The sequence below is a fragment of the Rhodococcus sp. IEGM 1370 genome, from assembly GCF_033142325.1.
In the GTDB taxonomy this organism is placed as follows: Bacteria; Actinomycetota; Actinomycetes; order Mycobacteriales; family Mycobacteriaceae; genus Rhodococcoides.
Genome location: NZ_JAWLRY010000012.1, coordinates 52,098 through 70,070, shown reverse-complemented (window position 1 = coordinate 70,070; position 17,973 = coordinate 52,098). Strand labels below are relative to the sequence as shown.

General features: G+C 65.6%; 22 protein-coding genes. 15 read left to right on the top strand and 7 right to left on the bottom strand.

The window, feature by feature from the left end; genetic code table 11:
* Window positions 1-9: 9 nt before the first annotated feature.
* The 12 genes from R4P47_RS15875 (at window position 10) to R4P47_RS15820 (ending at window position 6,000) form a co-directional block, all read left to right on the top strand.
* Window positions 10-330: a hypothetical protein gene (locus R4P47_RS15875; protein ID WP_317785169.1), complete on the top strand. Its 321-nt coding sequence runs from the start codon at window positions 10-12 to the stop codon at window positions 328-330.
* On the top strand, window positions 327-740 hold the full coding sequence (locus R4P47_RS15870) for a hypothetical protein (RefSeq protein WP_317785168.1): 414 nt from the start codon (window positions 327-329) through the stop codon (window positions 738-740). The genes R4P47_RS15875 and R4P47_RS15870 overlap by 4 nt, the downstream gene beginning before the upstream one ends.
* On the top strand, window positions 737-1,021 hold the full coding sequence (locus R4P47_RS15865; RefSeq protein ID WP_317785167.1) for a hypothetical protein: 285 nt from the start codon (window positions 737-739) through the stop codon (window positions 1,019-1,021). The genes R4P47_RS15870 and R4P47_RS15865 overlap by 4 nt, the downstream gene beginning before the upstream one ends.
* Complete coding sequence (locus R4P47_RS15860) at window positions 1,018-1,350, top strand: hypothetical protein (protein ID WP_317785166.1); 333 nt, start codon at window positions 1,018-1,020, stop codon at window positions 1,348-1,350. The genes R4P47_RS15865 and R4P47_RS15860 overlap by 4 nt, the downstream gene beginning before the upstream one ends.
* Window positions 1,347-1,721, top strand: coding sequence for a hypothetical protein (locus tag R4P47_RS15855; RefSeq protein ID WP_317785165.1), 375 nt, complete (start codon window positions 1,347-1,349; stop codon window positions 1,719-1,721). The genes R4P47_RS15860 and R4P47_RS15855 overlap by 4 nt, the downstream gene beginning before the upstream one ends.
* Before the next feature lie 141 nt (window positions 1,722-1,862).
* Complete coding sequence (locus tag R4P47_RS15850; protein WP_317785164.1) at window positions 1,863-2,165, top strand: hypothetical protein; 303 nt, start codon at window positions 1,863-1,865, stop codon at window positions 2,163-2,165.
* Between the two features lie 356 nt (window positions 2,166-2,521).
* Window positions 2,522-2,755, top strand: a complete 234-nt coding sequence (locus R4P47_RS15845) for a glutaredoxin family protein (RefSeq protein ID WP_317785163.1) — start codon at window positions 2,522-2,524, stop codon at window positions 2,753-2,755.
* 52 nt (window positions 2,756-2,807) lie between these two features.
* On the top strand, window positions 2,808-3,407 hold the full coding sequence (locus R4P47_RS15840) for a DnaB-like helicase N-terminal domain-containing protein (protein ID WP_317785162.1): 600 nt from the start codon (window positions 2,808-2,810) through the stop codon (window positions 3,405-3,407).
* Between the two features lie 59 nt (window positions 3,408-3,466).
* Window positions 3,467-4,525 carry a DNA adenine methylase gene (locus R4P47_RS15835; protein ID WP_317785161.1) on the top strand — a complete coding sequence of 353 codons (1,059 nt, stop codon included), beginning with the start codon at window positions 3,467-3,469 and terminating at the stop codon, window positions 4,523-4,525.
* Complete coding sequence (locus tag R4P47_RS15830) at window positions 4,522-4,902, top strand: hypothetical protein (RefSeq protein ID WP_317785160.1); 381 nt, start codon at window positions 4,522-4,524, stop codon at window positions 4,900-4,902. The genes R4P47_RS15835 and R4P47_RS15830 overlap by 4 nt, the downstream gene beginning before the upstream one ends.
* A gap of 119 nt (window positions 4,903-5,021) precedes the next feature.
* Entirely contained in the window at window positions 5,022-5,705 is a 684-nt protein-coding gene (locus tag R4P47_RS15825; protein ID WP_317785159.1) for a DUF1870 family protein, read from the top strand.
* Window positions 5,706-5,796: 91 nt separating this feature from the next.
* Complete coding sequence (locus R4P47_RS15820) at window positions 5,797-6,000, top strand: hypothetical protein (protein WP_317785158.1); 204 nt, start codon at window positions 5,797-5,799, stop codon at window positions 5,998-6,000.
* A 116-nt stretch (window positions 6,001-6,116) separates the two neighbouring features.
* Here R4P47_RS15820 and R4P47_RS15815 read toward each other — a convergent pair whose 3' ends face one another.
* From R4P47_RS15815 to R4P47_RS15800, 4 genes are all read right to left on the bottom strand, one after another.
* On the bottom strand, window positions 6,117-6,407 hold the full coding sequence (locus R4P47_RS15815) for a hypothetical protein (RefSeq protein WP_317785157.1): 291 nt from the start codon (window positions 6,405-6,407) through the stop codon (window positions 6,117-6,119).
* Window positions 6,408-6,437: 30 nt separating this feature from the next.
* Window positions 6,438-7,379, bottom strand: a complete 942-nt coding sequence (locus R4P47_RS15810; RefSeq protein WP_317785156.1) for a hypothetical protein — start codon at window positions 7,377-7,379, stop codon at window positions 6,438-6,440.
* 113 nt (window positions 7,380-7,492) lie between these two features.
* Complete coding sequence (locus R4P47_RS15805) at window positions 7,493-7,909, bottom strand: hypothetical protein (RefSeq protein ID WP_317785155.1); 417 nt, start codon at window positions 7,907-7,909, stop codon at window positions 7,493-7,495.
* A gap of 281 nt (window positions 7,910-8,190) precedes the next feature.
* The gene (locus tag R4P47_RS15800) at window positions 8,191-8,637 is read right to left on the bottom strand and encodes a hypothetical protein (RefSeq protein WP_317785154.1); all 447 of its coding nucleotides are present in this window, start codon (window positions 8,635-8,637) and stop codon (window positions 8,191-8,193) included.
* A 321-nt stretch (window positions 8,638-8,958) separates the two neighbouring features.
* Here R4P47_RS15800 and R4P47_RS15795 point away from each other — a divergent pair, with 321 nt between their 5' ends.
* Complete coding sequence (locus R4P47_RS15795; RefSeq protein WP_317785153.1) at window positions 8,959-9,321, top strand: hypothetical protein; 363 nt, start codon at window positions 8,959-8,961, stop codon at window positions 9,319-9,321.
* 14 nt (window positions 9,322-9,335) lie between these two features.
* On the top strand, window positions 9,336-9,962 hold the full coding sequence (locus R4P47_RS15790) for a DUF6308 family protein (RefSeq protein WP_317785152.1): 627 nt from the start codon (window positions 9,336-9,338) through the stop codon (window positions 9,960-9,962).
* A 152-nt stretch (window positions 9,963-10,114) separates the two neighbouring features.
* Here R4P47_RS15790 and R4P47_RS15785 read toward each other — a convergent pair whose 3' ends face one another.
* From R4P47_RS15785 to R4P47_RS15775, 3 genes are all read right to left on the bottom strand, one after another.
* Window positions 10,115-10,450 carry a hypothetical protein gene (locus R4P47_RS15785; RefSeq protein WP_317785151.1) on the bottom strand — a complete coding sequence of 112 codons (336 nt, stop codon included), beginning with the start codon at window positions 10,448-10,450 and terminating at the stop codon, window positions 10,115-10,117.
* Window positions 10,451-10,561: 111 nt separating this feature from the next.
* Window positions 10,562-11,119, bottom strand: a complete 558-nt coding sequence (locus R4P47_RS15780; RefSeq protein ID WP_317785150.1) for a hypothetical protein — start codon at window positions 11,117-11,119, stop codon at window positions 10,562-10,564.
* A 3-nt stretch (window positions 11,120-11,122) separates the two neighbouring features.
* Window positions 11,123-11,587: a hypothetical protein gene (locus R4P47_RS15775; protein ID WP_317785149.1), complete on the bottom strand. Its 465-nt coding sequence runs from the start codon at window positions 11,585-11,587 to the stop codon at window positions 11,123-11,125.
* Between the two features lie 176 nt (window positions 11,588-11,763).
* Between R4P47_RS15775 and mobF the strand changes: the two genes are divergently transcribed.
* Entirely contained in the window at window positions 11,764-17,973 is a 6,210-nt protein-coding gene (mobF, locus tag R4P47_RS15770) for a MobF family relaxase (protein WP_317785148.1), read from the top strand.

The following is a 17,973-nucleotide window of genomic DNA, read 5'->3' as shown; positions in this document are numbered from 1 at the left end:
GCAGACCACATGCTCATCACCGCCGGAATAGCGATCGTCTTCGCCGCAGCAGTCGCCAATCTCGCTTTTCGTACCAAGGGGAAGGCCACACTGGCGAACTGGGCGTTCCTGCTCATGATCGTCGGCACCATCGTCACCATCGCAGGGCTCTGGACCCAGCTCGACGATCCCCACAACGTAGTGCACTGGATCATGAAAATCGGCGGCACCGCAGCAGTGGCCATCATCGCCGCCGCAGGAGTCCACGCGCTCCGCCTCACCGGCCCCGCCGCCTTGATCGGCCCACAACGGAACAGCGCCGTCGACCGGACCTCAGGAGTAGGACAGTGAACGTTCAGACCTCGCCTACCGAACTGATAGATCTGTTCAGCACCGCCGAACTGATCTTCGGCGCAGGTGCCCTAGCGCTGTTCGTGGGCTTCGCGATGATTCTCACTGGTCGTAACAGTGCCGCAGTGGCAGGAGCCGCAGCCGCAGCGATCGGAATCGTGACCATCGCAGTCGGCATGACCTGGTCCGTCGTCGACTCCTTCGACGACATCATCAAAATATTCTTCGGTGGTGACCCGGCCCCCGAGTTTCCGGTGCTCGGTCTCGTCTCGGCCATCCTCCTTGGTGCCCTCGTATTCGCGGTCTGCGGAGTCGTACTGCTCTTCGCTATCGCCGTGTCCGTATCGGTCGTTCGACGCCGCATCCGCGGAGACGAGCTCGCCACAGCCATGAATGGAGAACGCCCTTGAATCTCGTCAACCTCATCGCCGGGGTCGTAGCCATCGCCTGCCTCGTGACCTCCTTCACGTGCATGGCCGTCTACGCCCTGCAGCCGAACCGAACAAGTCTGCGCAGTAACGCGATCGCGCTGTTGATCCCCGCAGTGACCGCCGCTCTCGTCGTTGTCGCCACTGCGCCCTACTCATGGGGATGGCGGGTCCTCGCGGCTGCTGTGTGCATGACCGTCATCTACACCTACATCCGAAGTGAAAGTCAGAAGCAGCCCACCGGGAATGGAGCACGCCCATGAACTTCGTCAACACCACTGCCTTAATCGTGTTCGTCGCACTCGTCACCGGGGCCTACGCCGTCGGCACCCTCTACATACGCACGCCGTCTCGAACTGCACTGCACAGCAACGCCCTCGCCCTCATCGGCCTCGCCGTAGTCGCTGGAAGTGTCTTCGCCATCACTTACCCGGACGTTGCCTGGGGATGGAAAGTCGCCCTCATCGCGGTCTCCATCCTGTTCGGCTACCTCAGTGCACGACAGTTCAACAGCACCCGCGACGAGTACGAAGCCGACCAGAAACGCAGCTTCACCCAAGCCACCGTCGAAGACGACAGGAACAACCGATGAACCCTCTCACCACCTTCCGTGACCACGCCAAGATCCGCCACGAGTTCCTGTTCGACGACAGCGAAGAGAATGCGGCCCGTTACTTCGAGTCAGCGGACGCCGTGGATCGGATTCGTATCGGGCTCAACAGATTTGCTGCTGTTGCGGTCGGCATCCTCGGGATCGCCGCTGCCGCGTACAACGTCAAGATGGGATCCGGCGCCGCCAGCATCATCGAACTCGCATTTCCCGCTGTTGCAGCGGCATTGGTGTTCGCTCTTGTCCGTATCGGCAACGAACTGGGCTCGAAAGGCACGAAAGAGGTCGTCGCTACCGCGAACAGGGCCAAGTCCATCGGCGACCAACGTCGCAACACCGCGTCCGACCACTGACGCCGACCGACATCGACACAGGAAGCGAGACACCATGGATATCGCCACTGCTTCGGCCGACCACAACAAGGCCCTCGATCTCTTGTCGGCGGAACCGACGCCCGACCATCTCGAGCATTACGACGCTGCAGTGGAACCTATATGGGCTTCCTTCGCCGCCGAATCGACACCTACCTACGGGTCTGCATCGCTGGGACCGTGGTTCTCGTAGCGTTGTACATGTACGTGTACGGCTGGTTCGCCAAAGCAACCGGACGCTGGCCCTACGACGTTCCCCCGCTCGGTGTCAAAACGCTTCGCACCAGGCACGGCGACGAAGTCCCCATCGAATACGACCCCCGGACCGGAACCAGTACCGCCTATCATCCTAACGGCGATGTACTGCAACGAATCCAACACGATGCCGACCGGTACAACGGGACTCCCCACAACGACGACCACTGACGAGCAGCGCGCCGTCCTTCCCTCGCCCCCACACGTTCCCGCCAGCCGTTCCACGCACCGCCGCCGCCGAGCATTCTTGCTCCGGCGGCGTTCTGCTTTTTTGGACGTGCTTGTCCGAGCCGTCGCTGGAATCGGTTCTACGTTGCCATAAGGAAATTGGAATTGGGGATGCTTCTCTTTCCTTGAATCGATATCGGTAATTCGAAATTCGATCCTATGTAATGTCAGGGAAGCGCTGATGTAAACGATTGTCCCGCAACGAATTATCCGAATTGTGACTGTCCTTTTCTGTGGCAAATTCGAGGGAATTGATATAGAATTGAGGCTACCGAATCAGTTCTCTCGAGGAGTTATTCATGTCGATCACCGTGTACACGAAGCCGGAATGCAACAACTGTGATCAAACGAAGCGACGGCTGGACAAGCGTGGCATCGAATACGTGACCGTCGATGTCACCGAAGATCCGGAAGCACGCGAGTTCGTCACCGATCGGCTCGGCTACCGGCAGATGCCCGTCGTGTTCGTCGACGAGAACACCCACTGGAGCGGTTTCCGGATCGACGCCCTCGACAAGCTCGCCGCCGCCTGACCGAAACGCCCCTACCGCCTGCTCGAACCCGCCAGCGAAACGAGCCCATTCGATGACGCCCCTGAGTGCAGTTCCCTCACCCGCCGACGATCCCTCTCGTGGCCCCGTGCGGGCACTGGCGTCCGTAGACGACGACTTCACTGCCGTCGACGACTGGAGCGCAGCGCACCAACCCTCGACCGACCCCGAGGCCCTGCTGCTGTCGGCATTGATGTGGAGCAATCATCCAGACGGTCCGACCGCCGAAACTCAGCGCATCGTCGCCACCGTCACCGCCGCCGATTTCGACACAGCCGCCTACGCGCGCCTGTACGAGGTCATCGCCGCCCTCGTCGCGGCCGGCGAACAGCACGACCCGGCCAGCGTCACCCACGCCCTCGCCCGCGCCGGATCCGGCGGACCCGCAGGCGACTCGCTCCGACACCGCCTCACCGGCGTGGCCACCGCCGGAGGGCACGCCGCCGCTGCGGCCCACTACGCCGACATGGTGCTCGCCCAGGCGTACCGACGCAGCTACCGCACCGTCGGCGAATCCATCACCCAGGCAGCCGACGAGCTCCCCGAGGAATACCTGTTCGAACATATGATCGAGCACGGCCGCGCCCAACGCGCATTGTGGAACCGGCTCAACGCATTTCGCGGTGCACGATGACCACCCCCAGCGTATCGACGCAGGGGGCGCCGGTAGACCGATCGTCAACACATCTTGACGTGTCGAGTAGCGGAGTTCGTGCCGCTCACCCCACGTCCGGGACCGTGCTGCGTCCCCCGTTCGCGTACTACGGCGGAAAGACCCGCCTGGCCCCCTCGATCGCCGCCGCACTGCCCGCCCACACCCAGTACGTCGAACCGTACGCAGGATCGCTCGCGGTGTTGTTCGCCAAGACCCCGGCTCGGTTGGAGACCGTCAACGACCTCGACGGCGACATCGTCCACTTCTGGCGAGTGCTGCGAGAGCGCCCCGACGATCTTGTGCGTGCCTGCACACTGACCCCGCACGCGCGCACCGAACGCACAGCAGCACTCGCGCGACCCGCCGACCTCGACGACGTCGAACGTGCCCGCCGAATCTGGGTGTGCCTGACCGCCGGTCGCACCGGCACCCTGCGTAACACCGGCTGGCGATACGACACCTCCGACTCCGCGTCGACGTCCATGCCGCGCCGACTGGCCGGTTACGTCGCTCGCATCGAGGCAGTCGCCGACCGCCTGCGCAGCGTCTCACTCGAACACCGTGACGCCCTCGACGTGATCGAGGCCTACGGGACCGGCCGACGAACCGTCATCTACGCCGACCCGCCCTACGTCGGTGAGGTCCGCACACGCAACTACCGCACCGAAATGACCAGTGCGACAGACCATCACGCTCTCGCCGAACGACTGCACGCCTGCCAGGCGAGCGTGGTGCTCTCCGGCTACGCCTGCGATCTCTACGACCGAGATCTCTACCGCGACTGGTACCGCACCGAGCTACGCGCACACACCAGCCAGAGCGGAACGTGGGAGCACCGCACCGAAGTGCTCTGGTCCAACCGGCCGCTGCACATCGACACCGAGACGGCCTGTAACGAAACTCCCACCGCGACCGCCGAATGTAACGAAACTCGCTGCCAGGCAGCCGACTGCGCGAAGGTGCTCACCCAGCCCGCCACCGGTCGACCGAGACGCTTCTGCTCACCAGCCTGCCGAGTCCGCGCCCACCGCCACGACGCCGCCCATCCGCACCGACGACCCGCATCTTCGACAACCGATCCGAGCGAGGAACCATGACCATTCAGCGACCCGTCGTCGACGACACGATCCCGGCGTGCAGCGTCGACCCGTCGTCCTGGGATCTCGACGCCTCGACGAAAGATCGGTTGAAGATCGCCGTCCGAACCTGCCGGTTCGAATGCCCGGTCTACCAGGCGTGCCGGGACGCGCTCGCGGCCGGCGCAGTGACACCCAGGTCGATGGTCGTGGCCGGGATCGCCTACGACTACAACGGCGACGTCGTCGACCTCGACAGTCCCCAGGTGCGCACCGGGCCTCGCAACGAACGCGACACCCGGTGGGTCGACGAACAGGGGCACTCCTACAACGGGCACACCGGACGCTGGGAACCACCGGTGAGCGCCACCGAACAACACCGCCGCCGAATCGCCTGACCGAAGACGGTGGATACCCCTGCCTTGCAACAGATTCCGCAGTCTACACCCTATTTTAGGGTGTAGACTGAACGGGTAGGCCAGGGGAGAGCCCCAGGCCACCCCGAAGGGACAGGGCGATGATCAGCACAACACCGATGACCAGTGGGCTCCTGCAGTCCATCCGCGAGAGCCTCGGATTCACCGGCGACGACCTCGCCGCAGCGCTGAAGGTCAACCCCCGCACCGCGCGATCGTGGGAAGGCGGTCGTGATCCGATCCCGGAGCGACTCGGTGCCGAGATCGCCGAGCTGATCGCCGAACGAGACCGCCGCGTCGACGAGCTCGCTCAGCAACTGCGCGACGACATCGCCCACGGGCGTGAACCAGTGGTGCGCGTCTTTCGCATCGACGGCCACATGCGCGGAATCCGCCCGGACCTGGGCGAGCGTCCGGCGCGATGGTGGCGGCACATCGCAGTCCGAGCCTGCGAACAGGTCGACGGTGCGACGATCGTGTCGGAACGAACGGTCATCATCACGTTGACCGACACCCAGTCCGGAGCGCAGGGCCGATGGATGACCGACATGCGTGACGGAAGGAGCATTCCGGATGCCGCGATCGCTACCTGGCTGAGCGAACACGCATCGGGCAGAGATGAGGCCGACGCCGACACTGCATCGGCCGTGGTGCGCGGAATCATCCGCGCGGCCCGCGTCGAGGTATTCGATCAATCCACGATGTGCGCGCCGGGACTGAACGACGAGGAAGCAAGCGGACTCGCAGCATTCGGTGCCGAACTCGACCTGTGGACGACGCTGTAGCCCACACAGAACGCGGGGACAGTCGTCCCGGCATCAGGACACACCCGCAGTCAGCGCAGCACCTGCGCCAACGAGGCCAAAAGGAGAGATGATGTGCGAGACCGCGATCGCAGCCGATGACGCCCTCTCACCACCTGCGGACTATTTCGTGTGGTGCACGGAGGTCGGTGCCGATCCTTTCGACGTCGAGGCGCTCCAGGAGTGGGACTACCTGCGCGCCGACGAGATGACCGAAGCCGAGCAACACATCATGACCGCATGGGCCGTCGGGCTCGACCTCTACAGTGCTGCCTGAGGCCTAGACGTCCTCGGCGACGAGCCCGCTCAGCGAAGAAGGCACCCGCACGAGCTGTGCAGGTGCCTTCTTGTCGTTCCAGAGGTTCGGTGGCCATGCCGTGCGGTGGGGGAGGTCTACCGGTCACGCACGTCTACGTCGACGTTTTCGTTCCAGTCGATCTCGTAGTCCACGAAATGTGGGGCGTCGTCCACGCCGCTGCTCTCGAACGTCGGGTACGCGCCTTTCTGTTGGTCGGTTTGCAGCACCGCGATGTGAATCTCGTCCGCCGAGATGCGTATCTGCCTGAGCTCGCCGGTCATCGCTGTGTCGTTCCAGCGCAGTGGCACGAACGTCACCTGGCAGCCGATGTCGCCGCCGTGCAGTCGATGAGCGGGCTTGGTCTCTATCTCGGGTTCGGATCGCATCCGGTGCCGTCCGTAGCCCATGGCCGGTGCTCATCCGAGTCCGTGATCGACCACGCGCGATGTCGCTGCGGTATGCGCCGCGGGCGGTGGTGTGCGCGGCGTGGAAGAGGTAGCTCGCGCCGATCCGGTCGAGCGTGCAGGCGGGGGAGTGACCAACCCGCGCGGGCGCGTCGATGCACGCTCGACGTCGACCGAGCCGGACGGGGCTGTCGCGGAGATCGACGTAGCCGCAGAGTTGTCGGCAGGTGCGGCCGGCCTCGACCGTGCTTGCAGCTCCTCGAGGTCTGCGGCGAGTGCGGTGATGTGTTCGGCGTCGGCGACCGGGTCGAGGACGGAGATGTTCGCCCGCAGGTTCTGCAGCTGTGTGTAGCGGTCGACGGCGATGCGATCGGTGTCGGAGACATCCGCGTCGTGGGTCACCCGCAGCACGGTGTCGTTGCGCATCGGTTCGATGGTGCCGCCGAGATCCGCGGCGAGCTGCTCGGCAACACGGCGGGCGTCATCGGGTGCGTATGCGCCGACGTCGGTCCGTGAGTTGGGGATCGGGCCCGGGCGGGTGGAGTACACCTGCACGTCGAGAACCGCGACAGCGTCGGGACCCTCGACCGCCGAATCGGGAAGCGGTGGTGACGATTCGACGATGGCGGCTACTGCTGCGGTGACGTCGCGGGGTGCAGGGATCACGGTGCGCAGGACACCGTTCTTGTAGGCCGGGAGTGCGGTCAGGTCGGCCGCGAGCTCGCCGGGGCTGCCGATGAACTCGACATCACGGCGCGAGGTTCCCTCGGCGACCGAGTCGATGACGACCGAGACGGTGCCGAGCTCGTAGGTGTCCGCCAGTGCCGCTGCTTGGGTGAGCGCGAACTGTCCAGCAGAGCGGGAGGTGTAGAACGAGCCGCGGGCGAGCACGAAACCGGGGTCGCCGTACTGATCGATGTTGGCTACTTCGACGTTGAATTCGGGCTGGGGCATGTCGATGGTCCTTCGGAAGGTGTGGGTGTGCACCGCCGCGCGGGCGGATACCGGAGCAAAGAGCAGGAGTGCGCAGGCCCGGGAGCGTGTCCAGGCCCGCGGTGAAGCGTCGATCAGGGCACGGGCGGTGACGGCTGCGGCGAGGCCTGCGTATCGGCTGCTGGTGCGCTGCTGGACTGCGAGTGTTCGGCGGGGGAGTGTTCGGCACCGACGCGGCGACGCGGCGTACTGCGACCGGACGCGCGCTTGGAGGTCTTGGATGTCTTCTTGCCCACCGGTGCCGGTGCGGGCAACGGCAGGGCGGTGAGTTCGGCGGCCGTCCAGCCGGCCTTGATCGCGTCCTTGTAGGCGGCGGCGTGCTCGGTGTTCGCACGGTCGGCCGCGCGGGTCGCTTCGGCGACTTTTTCGCGTGCATCGGCGGCGGCCTGGGCGGCGTCGAAGAGCGACTCGATGTATTTGGTGCGGTTCTCGATTGCGGCGCGGGCCTGAGCGAGAGCGGTGTCTTTGTCGACCGTGGGTGAGATGGACATCAGATGTGAGGGCCTTCCAATTTCGGTGCGCGGAAATCCCCACCGGACAGGCACCGATCGCTCGCAGAGCTGTACAGGCGCACAGTGCGGACAACGCAATGCGTCGTGAATCGGTACGGGTGGGGCGCGCTCGAACGTGACCCTCATCGACGCTCGAACTTGGTGCAGAGCCTAATGCAGATTGGTGTCGCCCGCTACGAACACACGATGGTTCATCTCGGTTGCGTCAGCGCGTTCGCACTCGACGAGCGGAAGCTCAATCAGTCGGAGAAGGGCTCCATTCAAGACTGGGACCGTGGCATGGCCGTCCTTGCCAGGTCTTCCAGAACCGAACAATCGAACGTCCCACCGACTGCGAATAATTCTTGGTCTGACGCCGCTACCCAGACCTCGTTGACCGTGATCTCTTCCTGTTCGGGACTAGCAAAAACAGGGACGGTGGAGTGCCAACAATGGGCGCTTCGTCCTAGGTCGTCGATCTGAGCGCTGACAACAACATTCGGATCCTGTTGATGCGTCTCGAAGAACGCAACTGAGTCCTTGCCGATCGAGCTGCTCACAACGAGATTACCGAAAAGCGATTGGCCACGACCAAAATCCCAGACGCACTGTATGTGCATCCCTGGAGTGCTTGATTCGAGGTTGTTGGTAGGTGCCTCGTTCGTTGCGTTCTTGATTTCGTCCGGGGTCAGCCAGGCACAAGCATCTACGCGGCTGACGTTCTCCATGCTGCCCGCATCGTGCAAGGTGTCGTCAAGGCCAGTGGCCCCCGAAGTTGCAATCGCGCCAGGCACAGAGCCTTCGGAATCTGCTGCTGTGCTCTCAGAATTATCCGCACCGCAAGCGATAGTGGCTCCGGTAGCGACTATGCAGACCAGCGCCAGGAGCCGAACCGACGTAGACCTTGGTGCGCGCATACTCGGTAACCTTCAGGTAGTCATAAAGATGATGCAAGTCGTTCGATCGACTGATGTCGCGAGGTCGGGGTTGGCCGCGTACGAGTGTTGGCGACGTCACGATTGTCGGTGTCTACTGACATTCTGCTGAACATGACTGACGATGCCGCCATCGAGATGCTGGCTCTCGTTCGAGTGCGGGCGGTGCTCGACGGCGAGGTCCCCAACGGGACGCACGTCGCCGTGCACGGCACCCTCGATGAAGTCACGGTGAAGACGAATCAGCAGACAGGTCAGTGGGCGATGGGCCGACTCGTCGACTCAGACGATTCGATCGACTTCTGGATGTTCCCGCGCGCGTTCGCACGCACCGGCCGATCGTGCGTCGATACGGCGGGCCCGATCGCTGTGACCGCATGTGTGTCCGGCCCGCCGGAGCGCACCGCGCTGATCATCAACAGCATGGAGCGCATCGAACCGCACCCAGAACCCGACGTCGACACCACTGATGTCTGACACGATCGACCGCTATGAGCGTCACTCTCCCACCGCCCCTGATCGTCGACTCCGCCGACACCGCAGTCGATCTGCTGCGGTGGTACTACGGGAGCACCTACCTCGATGCCGGGTGCTACACCGGCGCGTACTTCGACAGTTGGGCACCACAGAGCCGCGACACCGACGTCGACCGATTCACCGCCGACGATCTCGTCGCCATCACCTTCCTGTCGGTCAACGTCACCGCGAGCGCGGCACGTGAACTGCTCGTCACCCGCGCCGCACGGTTCGCAGAATTGCTCGACGCCGTTGGCCCGGACCGCGACCTCGCCGACGAAGCTGAGCCGCTGGATTCGAACACCCCGATCCTCCTATTGGAAGACGAACTCCGAAGCGTGGGGGACATCGGCCGCACCATCGCCACCAAGTTGATGGCGCGCAAACGCCCCCGCCTGGTCCCGATCTACGACACGGTCGTCGGGCGCGTTCTGAACACGAACACCGTTCACCGCGACCCGATCAGGGAAGCGTTGCGCGCCAACGGTGGAGCGCTCGACGAACGGCTACGGTCGATCCGCTCGAAGGCGGGGCTACCGGACGAGATCAGTGCGCTGCGAGTCCTCGACGTCATCGCATGGATGTACGGCAAGGCGGGATAGACAACACGTGCACCGGACGCCGCGTAGCGTCGCGTGCACTCGCGCACCCGACGCTGAAGGCATCACGCACGGTGCCGTTGCATCGCGCACACCCGGTGTTGCATTGCTCGATTGCAGCAGGGTGCGCAGCGCCTGTGTATGCGGGTGTGCGGTCAGTAGTAGTCGTTGCCGTAGGGGTCTCGGTGGTACCCGCGCCGACGTCTGCGATCGGCGACACCGCTGGCACCGCCGAGTGCGAACAGAGGAAGCATGAACACCAGAACGGCGATGAGCCCGACCATCGCTGCCATGAACACCGAGAACACAACGGCGAGACCGACGAGGAACGCGATACCGAACACGATGCGCAGGATGTTGGCGATGAATCCCTTCCACCCGGGGTCGGTCTCGCCGAGGTACGGCACGTACCAGATCAGGAATCCGACACCGGCGACAGCGAGTAGGGGGAGCGGGCCGACGTCGTCGGTGAAGAGCGAAGAGAGCGTCATCTCGTAAGTCCTTCTCGTGTGAGGACTGCTCTCACCTGTGCGGTGCAGCGGCCCGAAGCCTGATGGATCTATCCCTACCGCGCGCCACCGACACTTCTCGGGGCGCACGCCTCAGAACAGGGTCGGTGGTGCTTGCGCGTCGAAGCTGTGGCCGGCGAACGCAGCTCGCAGTCTCGGTTCGTCGTAGCCGTCTTTAAGTGCGTCGCGGATCGCGACGGCGCGTCCGTAGCGTCCGCGCGGATCCCCGCCTGCCGGTGTCGGTCCGATGTGCCGACCGACGGCGACAGCGTGCGCGAGGTTCGCCGACTGGGTGCCGCACTTGAGGTGACCGTCGGCCACTCGCACGCACAGTGTTTCGTCGCAGTCGTGCTCACCGACGATCCCGTCGCCGAGGTCGCCGTATTCGAGCAACAACGCGAACCGGTGCGCCGACAACGTGCGTGGTGCGTCGCCGTCGGTGAAGGTGAACCTGCCATAGCCATCCGGAAAGCTCACCGACCCGTTGAAGAAAAAACACGTCGGAGTGCGGACGACCTTCTGCCAGAATCGCGCCACGGTCTTCGCGGTCAACGGCTGCTGCAACGGCCGCCACACCCGCCGAACCGGCTGAGGTGACGCGGCGGCGGTGTCGTCACCGAACAACGCCAGTTGCATCACCGGAGCGGTCACCGCCTACCCCTGACCCGTCGCAGGCACGACGTCCGTGACGCTGTCGCGGGTCACGGCCTTGCTCGTTGTTGCATCGCCTGTCGACGTCGAGTCACTCGTCTCGTTCAAGGCCGATCCATCACGCGATTGTGTGCCTGCATCCGCGTCGGAGTCCAAGGTGTCGTCGCCGGTGTCCGTGCTCGCCGACGTCGCTTCGGCGGCGGCGATCACGGCAAGGAGTTTGCGTGCTTCTCCGGTCGTGATCCCCGCGAGTGTCGCGGCCGCGCCGAGTGTTCCTTCGCGGGCCCGGATGTCGTCGAGAGCGCGCGCCATCGCCAGCGTCGCGGCGTCGATCTGCTCGGCGGCGGTGAAGAACGCCGTCAACGACCCCATGTTCGCCTCGTCCCGGCGCTTGCGGTCCGCGAGCACTTTCTGCTGCGCCGCCCGCGCCCGAGCACGCGCAGTCATCCGAGCCTGAGTCGACGCCATGCCGCCCACCCTAACCCCAACCACCCTCGAATTCACAGATCCTGACACAACCTCCCGCCACATCACCGATCCACCACCAACGAAACCCCAGTTCACAACCACCCGAACCCAACATCAGTGATTACCAATCCAGAGCCAAACCCAACCCACACACCTCATGCACTATGGAGCTACGCGTGTTTTCGCTGGTACAGTCCGCGTTTGTGATGGGTCTGCACAAGCTGACCGCTGGGGACGGGTACGAGTACCTGACCCGGCAGGTTGCGGCTGCCGATTCCACCGAGCGTGGGGCCTCTTCGCTGGCCGATTACTACTCCGAAAAAGGCGAGTCACCCGGCCGTTGGGCCGGGGCCGGCCTCGCTGGTCTGGGGTCGGTCGCGGCCGGCCAGCAGGTGTCCGAGGCGCAGATGAAGGCCCTGTTCGGTGAAGGCCTGCACCCGAACGCGGACCTGATGTTCGAGCTGGCGCTCGCCCAAGGGGCGTCTCAGGCCGACGCCGCCCGGTCGGCGAAACTGGGTCGGGCGTTCAAGATCGACTCCGGAGCGACCGCGTATCGGGTGGCGTGCGCGGAGGCGTTCGTGGCGCACAATCTCGCACGCGGGCAGAAGTGGAACGCGGCGATCGACGACGCCGACCGCGCGCGGATCCGCACCGATGTCGGATCGAAAATGTTCGCGAAGGAGTACGGACGCGCTCCGGCGGACGAACGGGAACTGTCGGGCTGGGTGGCCAAGGTAGGCCGGCAGAAGACCACCGCTGTAGCCGGTTTCGACTTGACGTTCACACCGGTGAAATCGGTGTCGGCATTGTGGGCCGTCGCCCCGCGTGAAGTCTCGGAACAGATCGAAGCTGCACACGAGTCCGCGATCGCCGCCGCGGTGACGTACCTCGAGAAGCACGCGTGTTTCACCCGCGTCGGTACCGGGGGAGTGGCGCAAGTCGACGGCAACGGGTTGATCGCCGCACAGTTCACCCACCGCGATTCACGCGCGGGGGATCCGAACCTGCACACCCACGTCGCGATCAGCAACAAGGTCGCCGCCACGATGCCCGACGGCACCACCAAGTGGCTCGCACTCGACGGGGCCGCGTTGTACCGCAACAACGTTCCCGCCTCCGAGGTCTACAACACCGTCCTCGAAGCGCTGTTGCGTGAACGCATCGGCGTCCGGTTCACCGAGCGAGCGTCGACCGATCGCAGCAAACGTCCGGTCCGCGAGATCGACGGCATGGACGAACGTCTCGCCGAGCGGTGGTCCTCGCGCAGCGCCGCGATCAAACTCCGCACCGCAGAACTCGCACGCACCTTCCAGGCCGATCACGGACGTGAACCGACTGCCATCGAAGCGATCTCCCTCGCCCAGCAAGCGACGTTGGAAACCCGTGCCGCCAAACACGAACCGGTCTCGCACGCCGACCAACGCAGCGGCTGGCGAGCCGAAGCGATCGAGATCCTCGGCTCACAGAAGGCGCTGTCGGAACTGGTCTCCTCGATCACCGCGCACACCGCCGCCGAAGCGACGACGGACTTCGATCACGCCTGGGTGCGCGAGACCGCCGAACGCTCACTCGACATCGTCTCGCGGAAACGATCACGGTTCCTGCGGCACAACATTCGCGCCGAAGTCGTGCGGCAAGTACGCACCTTCGACCCACCGGCCGAGCGCATCGACGCACTCGTCGAGAAGGTCACCGACCTCGCGTGCGGGGACGAGTTGTCGATCGACCTCTCCGGTGCCGCCGACACCGACCCCGCTGCCGATATCGCCCCGGATGTGATGCGCCGACGCGACGGTGCCGATGTGCACACCCGCCACGAATCGCAGTTGCTCACCACCGCAGCAGTACTCGACGCCGAAGCGCGCATCGTCGCCCTCGCCGGACGCACCGACGGTATTGCGATCGACGACAAGCACGTCGAGATTGCGTTGCTCGAATCCGCAGCGAACGGTCTCGACCTCAACGCCGGCCAGCGGTCGCTGGTGCGCGCGATGGCGACCTCGGGAGCGAAAGTGCAACTCGCACTCGCACCCGCAGGCACCGGCAAGACCGCGTCGATGAAAGCACTGACGACCGCGTGGCAGAACGCCGCCGGCCGCGTCGTCGGGTTCGCACCGACCGCTGCCGCCGCCGCAGTCCTGCGTCAAGATATCTTGACGACTACCGACACGTTGGCGAAGTTCGTCGACATCACCCAACGCTTGCGCGAGGGCCGGTCGGTGACAGTTCCGCAGTGGTACACCGACATCGGCGAGGACACTCTCGTCATCGTCGACGAAGCGGGCATGACCGGCACCCTCGATCTCGACGAAGCAATCACTGCACTCGTCGAGCGCGGTGCAACGGTGCGGTTGATCGGTGACGACCAACAGCTCGCCTCCGTCGCCTCCGGTGGCGTGCTCCGCGATATCCACGACCGCATCGGTGCGTTGTCGCTCTCGCAGGTCGTCCGGTTCCGAGACCCGGCCGAAGGTGCCGCATCGCTGGCGTTGCGTGACGGCGACGAAGCCGCGATCGGGTTCTACATCGACCACGGACGGGTTCACGTCGGATCGATTGCGACGGCCACCGACGACGCCTACACCGCGTGGGCGGCCGATCATGCGGCCTGCAAGGACGCGCTCATGCTCGCCCCGACCCGCGAGCTCGTCGCCGAACTCAACACCCGCGCCCGCACCGACCGCCTCGCCGCCACTGGCAAGCGTGTCGGCCGGGAAGCTGTCCTCGCCGACGGTCTCATGGCGAGTGCCGGGGACACCGTCCGCACCCGCTCGAACGACCGTCGCAACCCGCTCTCGCAGACCGACTGGGTCCGCAACGGTGACCGCTGGATCGTCGAGAAAGTCGGCCGGGACGGCTCGCTCCAGGTACGGCATATCGAACTCGGACGCACCGTCACCCTCGACGCCGACTACGTCCAGTCCGCCACCGAACTCGGCTACGCCGGAACCGTGCACTCCGCGCAGGGCTCGACCGCCGACACCTGCCACGTCGTGGCCACCGGCGACGAAACCCGCCAGCTCGCCTACGTCGGACTCACCCGCGGCAAGCAAGCCAACCACCTGTATCTGGCGACCGCGTCGGACGGCGACCTGCACACCGCGATGACCGAACGCGGAATGCTTCCCCCGACCGCGGTCGACGACCTCCGCGAGATTCTGCGGCGCGACGGCGCACAGGTCTCGGCGCACTCGACTCTCGCCGAAGCCGACGATCCGCACCTCAATCTCTCGCCGGCGGCGCGGGCCTACGACTACTCGGTGGCCACCGGCTCCGAAGTGCACCTCGGGCCGGAGGTGATGGCCGCGATCGACGTTGCCGCCGAAGAAGAGGCACCGGGTCTGACCGACGAGCCCGCGTGGCCGACCCTGCGCGGACACTTGGCGATCCTCGGTGCACACGGACGCGATCCCGTCGAAGCCCTGCGCAGCGCCGTCCGCTCGCGCGAACTCGACACCGCCCTCGACCGCGCCGCAGTTCTCGACTGGCGTCTGGACCCGAGCGGCAAGCATTCCTCCGCCACTGGGCCGCTGCCATGGCTACCTGCCATCCCGACAGCAGTACACGATCTACCCGAGTGGGGTGCCTACCTCGACGCCCGCCAGGAACTGGTGGCGACGCACTGCGCACGCATCGCCGCCGACGTCGCCACATGGACACCGACGACTGCACCGGTGTGGGCGCGCCCGCTCCTCACCGACGAACCCGACCTCGAACTGCTCACCGATCTCGCGGTGTTCCGCGCCGCACACGACGTCGACCCGGCCGATCGGCGTCCGACCGGACCCGAGCAGCTCGCCGCCGCATCGGTGAAAGCGCAACGCAGCCTCGACCGCCGCGCCGCCGACATGATCGACACCGGAAACGATGCCGTCGCCCGATGGCGTCCGTTCGTCGACGAACTCGACACCCACATCGCCCGCGACCCGTACTTCCCGATCCTCGCCGACCGACTCTCCGCCGCCGCACGCGCCGGAATCGAAGTCCACACCCTCGTCCGCGACTCCCTCGCCACGTCGCCGCTACCCGACGAGCTGCCCGCTGCCGCACTGTGGTGGCGACTGTCCGGTGAACTCTCCGTCGCCGCGCTCGACGCCGACACCGACGGCGCAGTCCTCGAACCATCGTGGGCACCGGTACTGACCGAACTGCTCGGCTACACCGCCGCCGTCCGCGTCATGTCCGATGCAGCGTGGCCCTCGCTCGTGGCGACCATCGACGACGCCGACCCGACCCTGTGGACCCCGGGACAGTTGCTCGGGACCGCGTACGAGTTCCTGCACGGCGGCATCGACCCGGTCGATCACGGTGTCACCCTGCCCGCCCACGAACTCGCCACCGCCCTGACGTGGCGGGCCGAGATGCTGGTGCGCGAGAACCACCTCGCCCGCACCTACACCCCACCCACCGCCGAACCACTCTCGATCGAGGACGAGGAAGCTGCCCCTGTCGTCGACGAGGCGGTCTCCGACACCATCGGCGGCGAGCTGCCAGACGAGTTCGTCATCCCGGCACCACTACCCACCCAGGTTGCTGCGACCGACACCGTCGTCGACGGCTCGACCCCCGCGATCCCGGTCGACGCCGACGCGGACTACCTCGCCTCCCTCGACGCACTCGATGCCCCTGTCGACTACGACCAGCCGCCACCACCGGAGTACGACAGCGGCTACGACCAGCCGCCACCGGAGTACGACGGCGAGTACACCGGACTCGAACACGAGGCCGGCGCACCACTCGACATCGACGCCGCCGACACGATCGGCACCGCCGACGCCGAGGCCGATGTGTGGGATGCGTTGCGCTCGCAAATCGAGACGATCGAGCTGCCGTACCCGACGGTCACCACCGACGAACGAGTACGACTGCTTACCGCAGATCTCGACGACGCCAAAACCAGGTACCGGGAGCTGCGTGGCCGGATTTCCGACGGCACCAGCCCCGCACAGTTCCATGCCCGCACGATGCTCGCCGAGCTGCAGGAGCGAGCCGACCGGCAACGCCCCGCCCGGATCGCCATGCTCGACACCCGCCAGGAATGGACCGACCGCGAGTTCGAGGCCGAAGCGCTCTGGCATCACATCGACACCGTCATCCGGCCCGCAGTCGCCGCCGACGTCGCGGCCGCCGGGGACGACGACGATGCACGCGCCCTCGCGCAGCGCGGTCTCGACTGGGAGATCTGGCGCGCCGGTTTCGTCGACGACACCGCGACCGCCGCCCGCACCCGCGCGCACGAAGCCGCCGCGGAGTATGAGCGCGTCACCGCAGCCGACGGGGGAGAAGTCACCGCCGTCGACGTCACCACCGCAGGCCTGGCTGCTGAGAGCATCGACCTCGCCGCGCTCGCCGAGTTCAAGGCCGACGTCGACCGCACCGAAGCGATGCTGTGGCGGGCCGAACAAGCAGCGAAGCGTGCCGCGATGACCGACGCCCCGACCCCAACGCGGGTTTCGTTGGAGTCGATCGTCGAGGTCCTCGACGCACCAGCAGCCGACACAGTCGAACAGCTCGTACAGGAAACGACGGCACCGACCGAGCTGTCAGTGGAGGACGCCACCGAGCCCGTACCCGAGCCGCAACTGGTGCTCTCGCCGGCCGACGCCGCTCTGCTGGCCAAGATGCAGCAGGACCCGATCCGGCTCGTTCCGGACGCGGAACTGACAGCGTTCGTCGACCGCGCCGGACGAGGCCGCACCGAACCCACCGTCGTCGCCGACACCGAGAAGCTGTACGCCCGACTCGACGAACAAGCCGCAGCGATCGCCGCTGCGCGCGAACTCGCCACCGAACTACGCCGCGTTACCGCACAGTACGAGGCCGCACGCACCGAACACACGACACTCACCGAGCAACTGTCGACCGCGAAGCGGCGCGAGCGTAAGACCCTCGAACCCGCCGTCGACGACGCACGCCTACGGGAAGAACGCCTCGCCCGCCAGGTCCAAGACACTCAACGCGCCACCCGCGATGCCGCCGGACGTGTCCAGGCCCAGCGCACCGACTGGCCCGAGATCTCGACGAGAGCAGCTGATCCGAACCGCCGCGCTGCCGACCTTGCCGCCGCCGCAGTCTTCGACACCGCCATCACCGAAGCCGCACGCAGGCGGCGACTCATGTTGACCGCCGACCAACGCACTACCACTGAACGGCGTATGCGTGACCTGGAACAACGAGCAGTGTCGGCACTAGCGGTGGACGGTATTACGGATCTGCAAACGGCTCCTGTTCAGGACCACGCAATACCAAACGAGCGGCCCCGTGGGCTCGTGGCTGCACCGACACGCGCACCACGTAGTCGACACCCACTTTCAGATCGTGATCGTCCTATGCCGTCCAACAACCCTGAACGTGAACGAGACAGAGATCTGGACGCTGGTCCGTAG

What these genes read in the sequence shown, in the direction of transcription:
- R4P47_RS15790 (WP_317785152.1), top strand. Translation starts at nt 9,336, where the DNA reads ATGAGCGTCACTCTCCCACCGCCCCTGATCGTCGACTCCGCCGACACC.
- R4P47_RS15815 (WP_317785157.1), bottom strand. Translation starts at nt 6,407, where the DNA reads ATGCGATCCGAACCCGAGATAGAGACCAAGCCCGCTCATCGACTGCAC.
- R4P47_RS15795 (WP_317785153.1), top strand. Translation starts at nt 8,959, where the DNA reads ATGACTGACGATGCCGCCATCGAGATGCTGGCTCTCGTTCGAGTGCGG.
- R4P47_RS15775 (WP_317785149.1), bottom strand. Translation starts at nt 11,587, where the DNA reads ATGGCGTCGACTCAGGCTCGGATGACTGCGCGTGCTCGGGCGCGGGCG.
- R4P47_RS15810 (WP_317785156.1), bottom strand. Translation starts at nt 7,379, where the DNA reads ATGCCCCAGCCCGAATTCAACGTCGAAGTAGCCAACATCGATCAGTAC.
- R4P47_RS15830 (WP_317785160.1), top strand. Translation starts at nt 4,522, where the DNA reads ATGACCATTCAGCGACCCGTCGTCGACGACACGATCCCGGCGTGCAGC.
- R4P47_RS15855 (WP_317785165.1), top strand. Translation starts at nt 1,347, where the DNA reads ATGAACCCTCTCACCACCTTCCGTGACCACGCCAAGATCCGCCACGAG.
- R4P47_RS15850 (WP_317785164.1), top strand. Translation starts at nt 1,863, where the DNA reads ATGGGCTTCCTTCGCCGCCGAATCGACACCTACCTACGGGTCTGCATC.
- R4P47_RS15845 (WP_317785163.1), top strand. Translation starts at nt 2,522, where the DNA reads ATGTCGATCACCGTGTACACGAAGCCGGAATGCAACAACTGTGATCAA.
- R4P47_RS15820 (WP_317785158.1), top strand. Translation starts at nt 5,797, where the DNA reads ATGTGCGAGACCGCGATCGCAGCCGATGACGCCCTCTCACCACCTGCG.
- R4P47_RS15800 (WP_317785154.1), bottom strand. Translation starts at nt 8,637, where the DNA reads ATGGAGAACGTCAGCCGCGTAGATGCTTGTGCCTGGCTGACCCCGGAC.
- R4P47_RS15875 (WP_317785169.1), top strand. Translation starts at nt 10, where the DNA reads ATGCTCATCACCGCCGGAATAGCGATCGTCTTCGCCGCAGCAGTCGCC.
- R4P47_RS15785 (WP_317785151.1), bottom strand. Translation starts at nt 10,450, where the DNA reads ATGACGCTCTCTTCGCTCTTCACCGACGACGTCGGCCCGCTCCCCCTA.
- R4P47_RS15825 (WP_317785159.1), top strand. Translation starts at nt 5,022, where the DNA reads ATGATCAGCACAACACCGATGACCAGTGGGCTCCTGCAGTCCATCCGC.
- R4P47_RS15840 (WP_317785162.1), top strand. Translation starts at nt 2,808, where the DNA reads ATGACGCCCCTGAGTGCAGTTCCCTCACCCGCCGACGATCCCTCTCGT.
- R4P47_RS15860 (WP_317785166.1), top strand. Translation starts at nt 1,018, where the DNA reads ATGAACTTCGTCAACACCACTGCCTTAATCGTGTTCGTCGCACTCGTC.
- R4P47_RS15805 (WP_317785155.1), bottom strand. Translation starts at nt 7,909, where the DNA reads ATGTCCATCTCACCCACGGTCGACAAAGACACCGCTCTCGCTCAGGCC.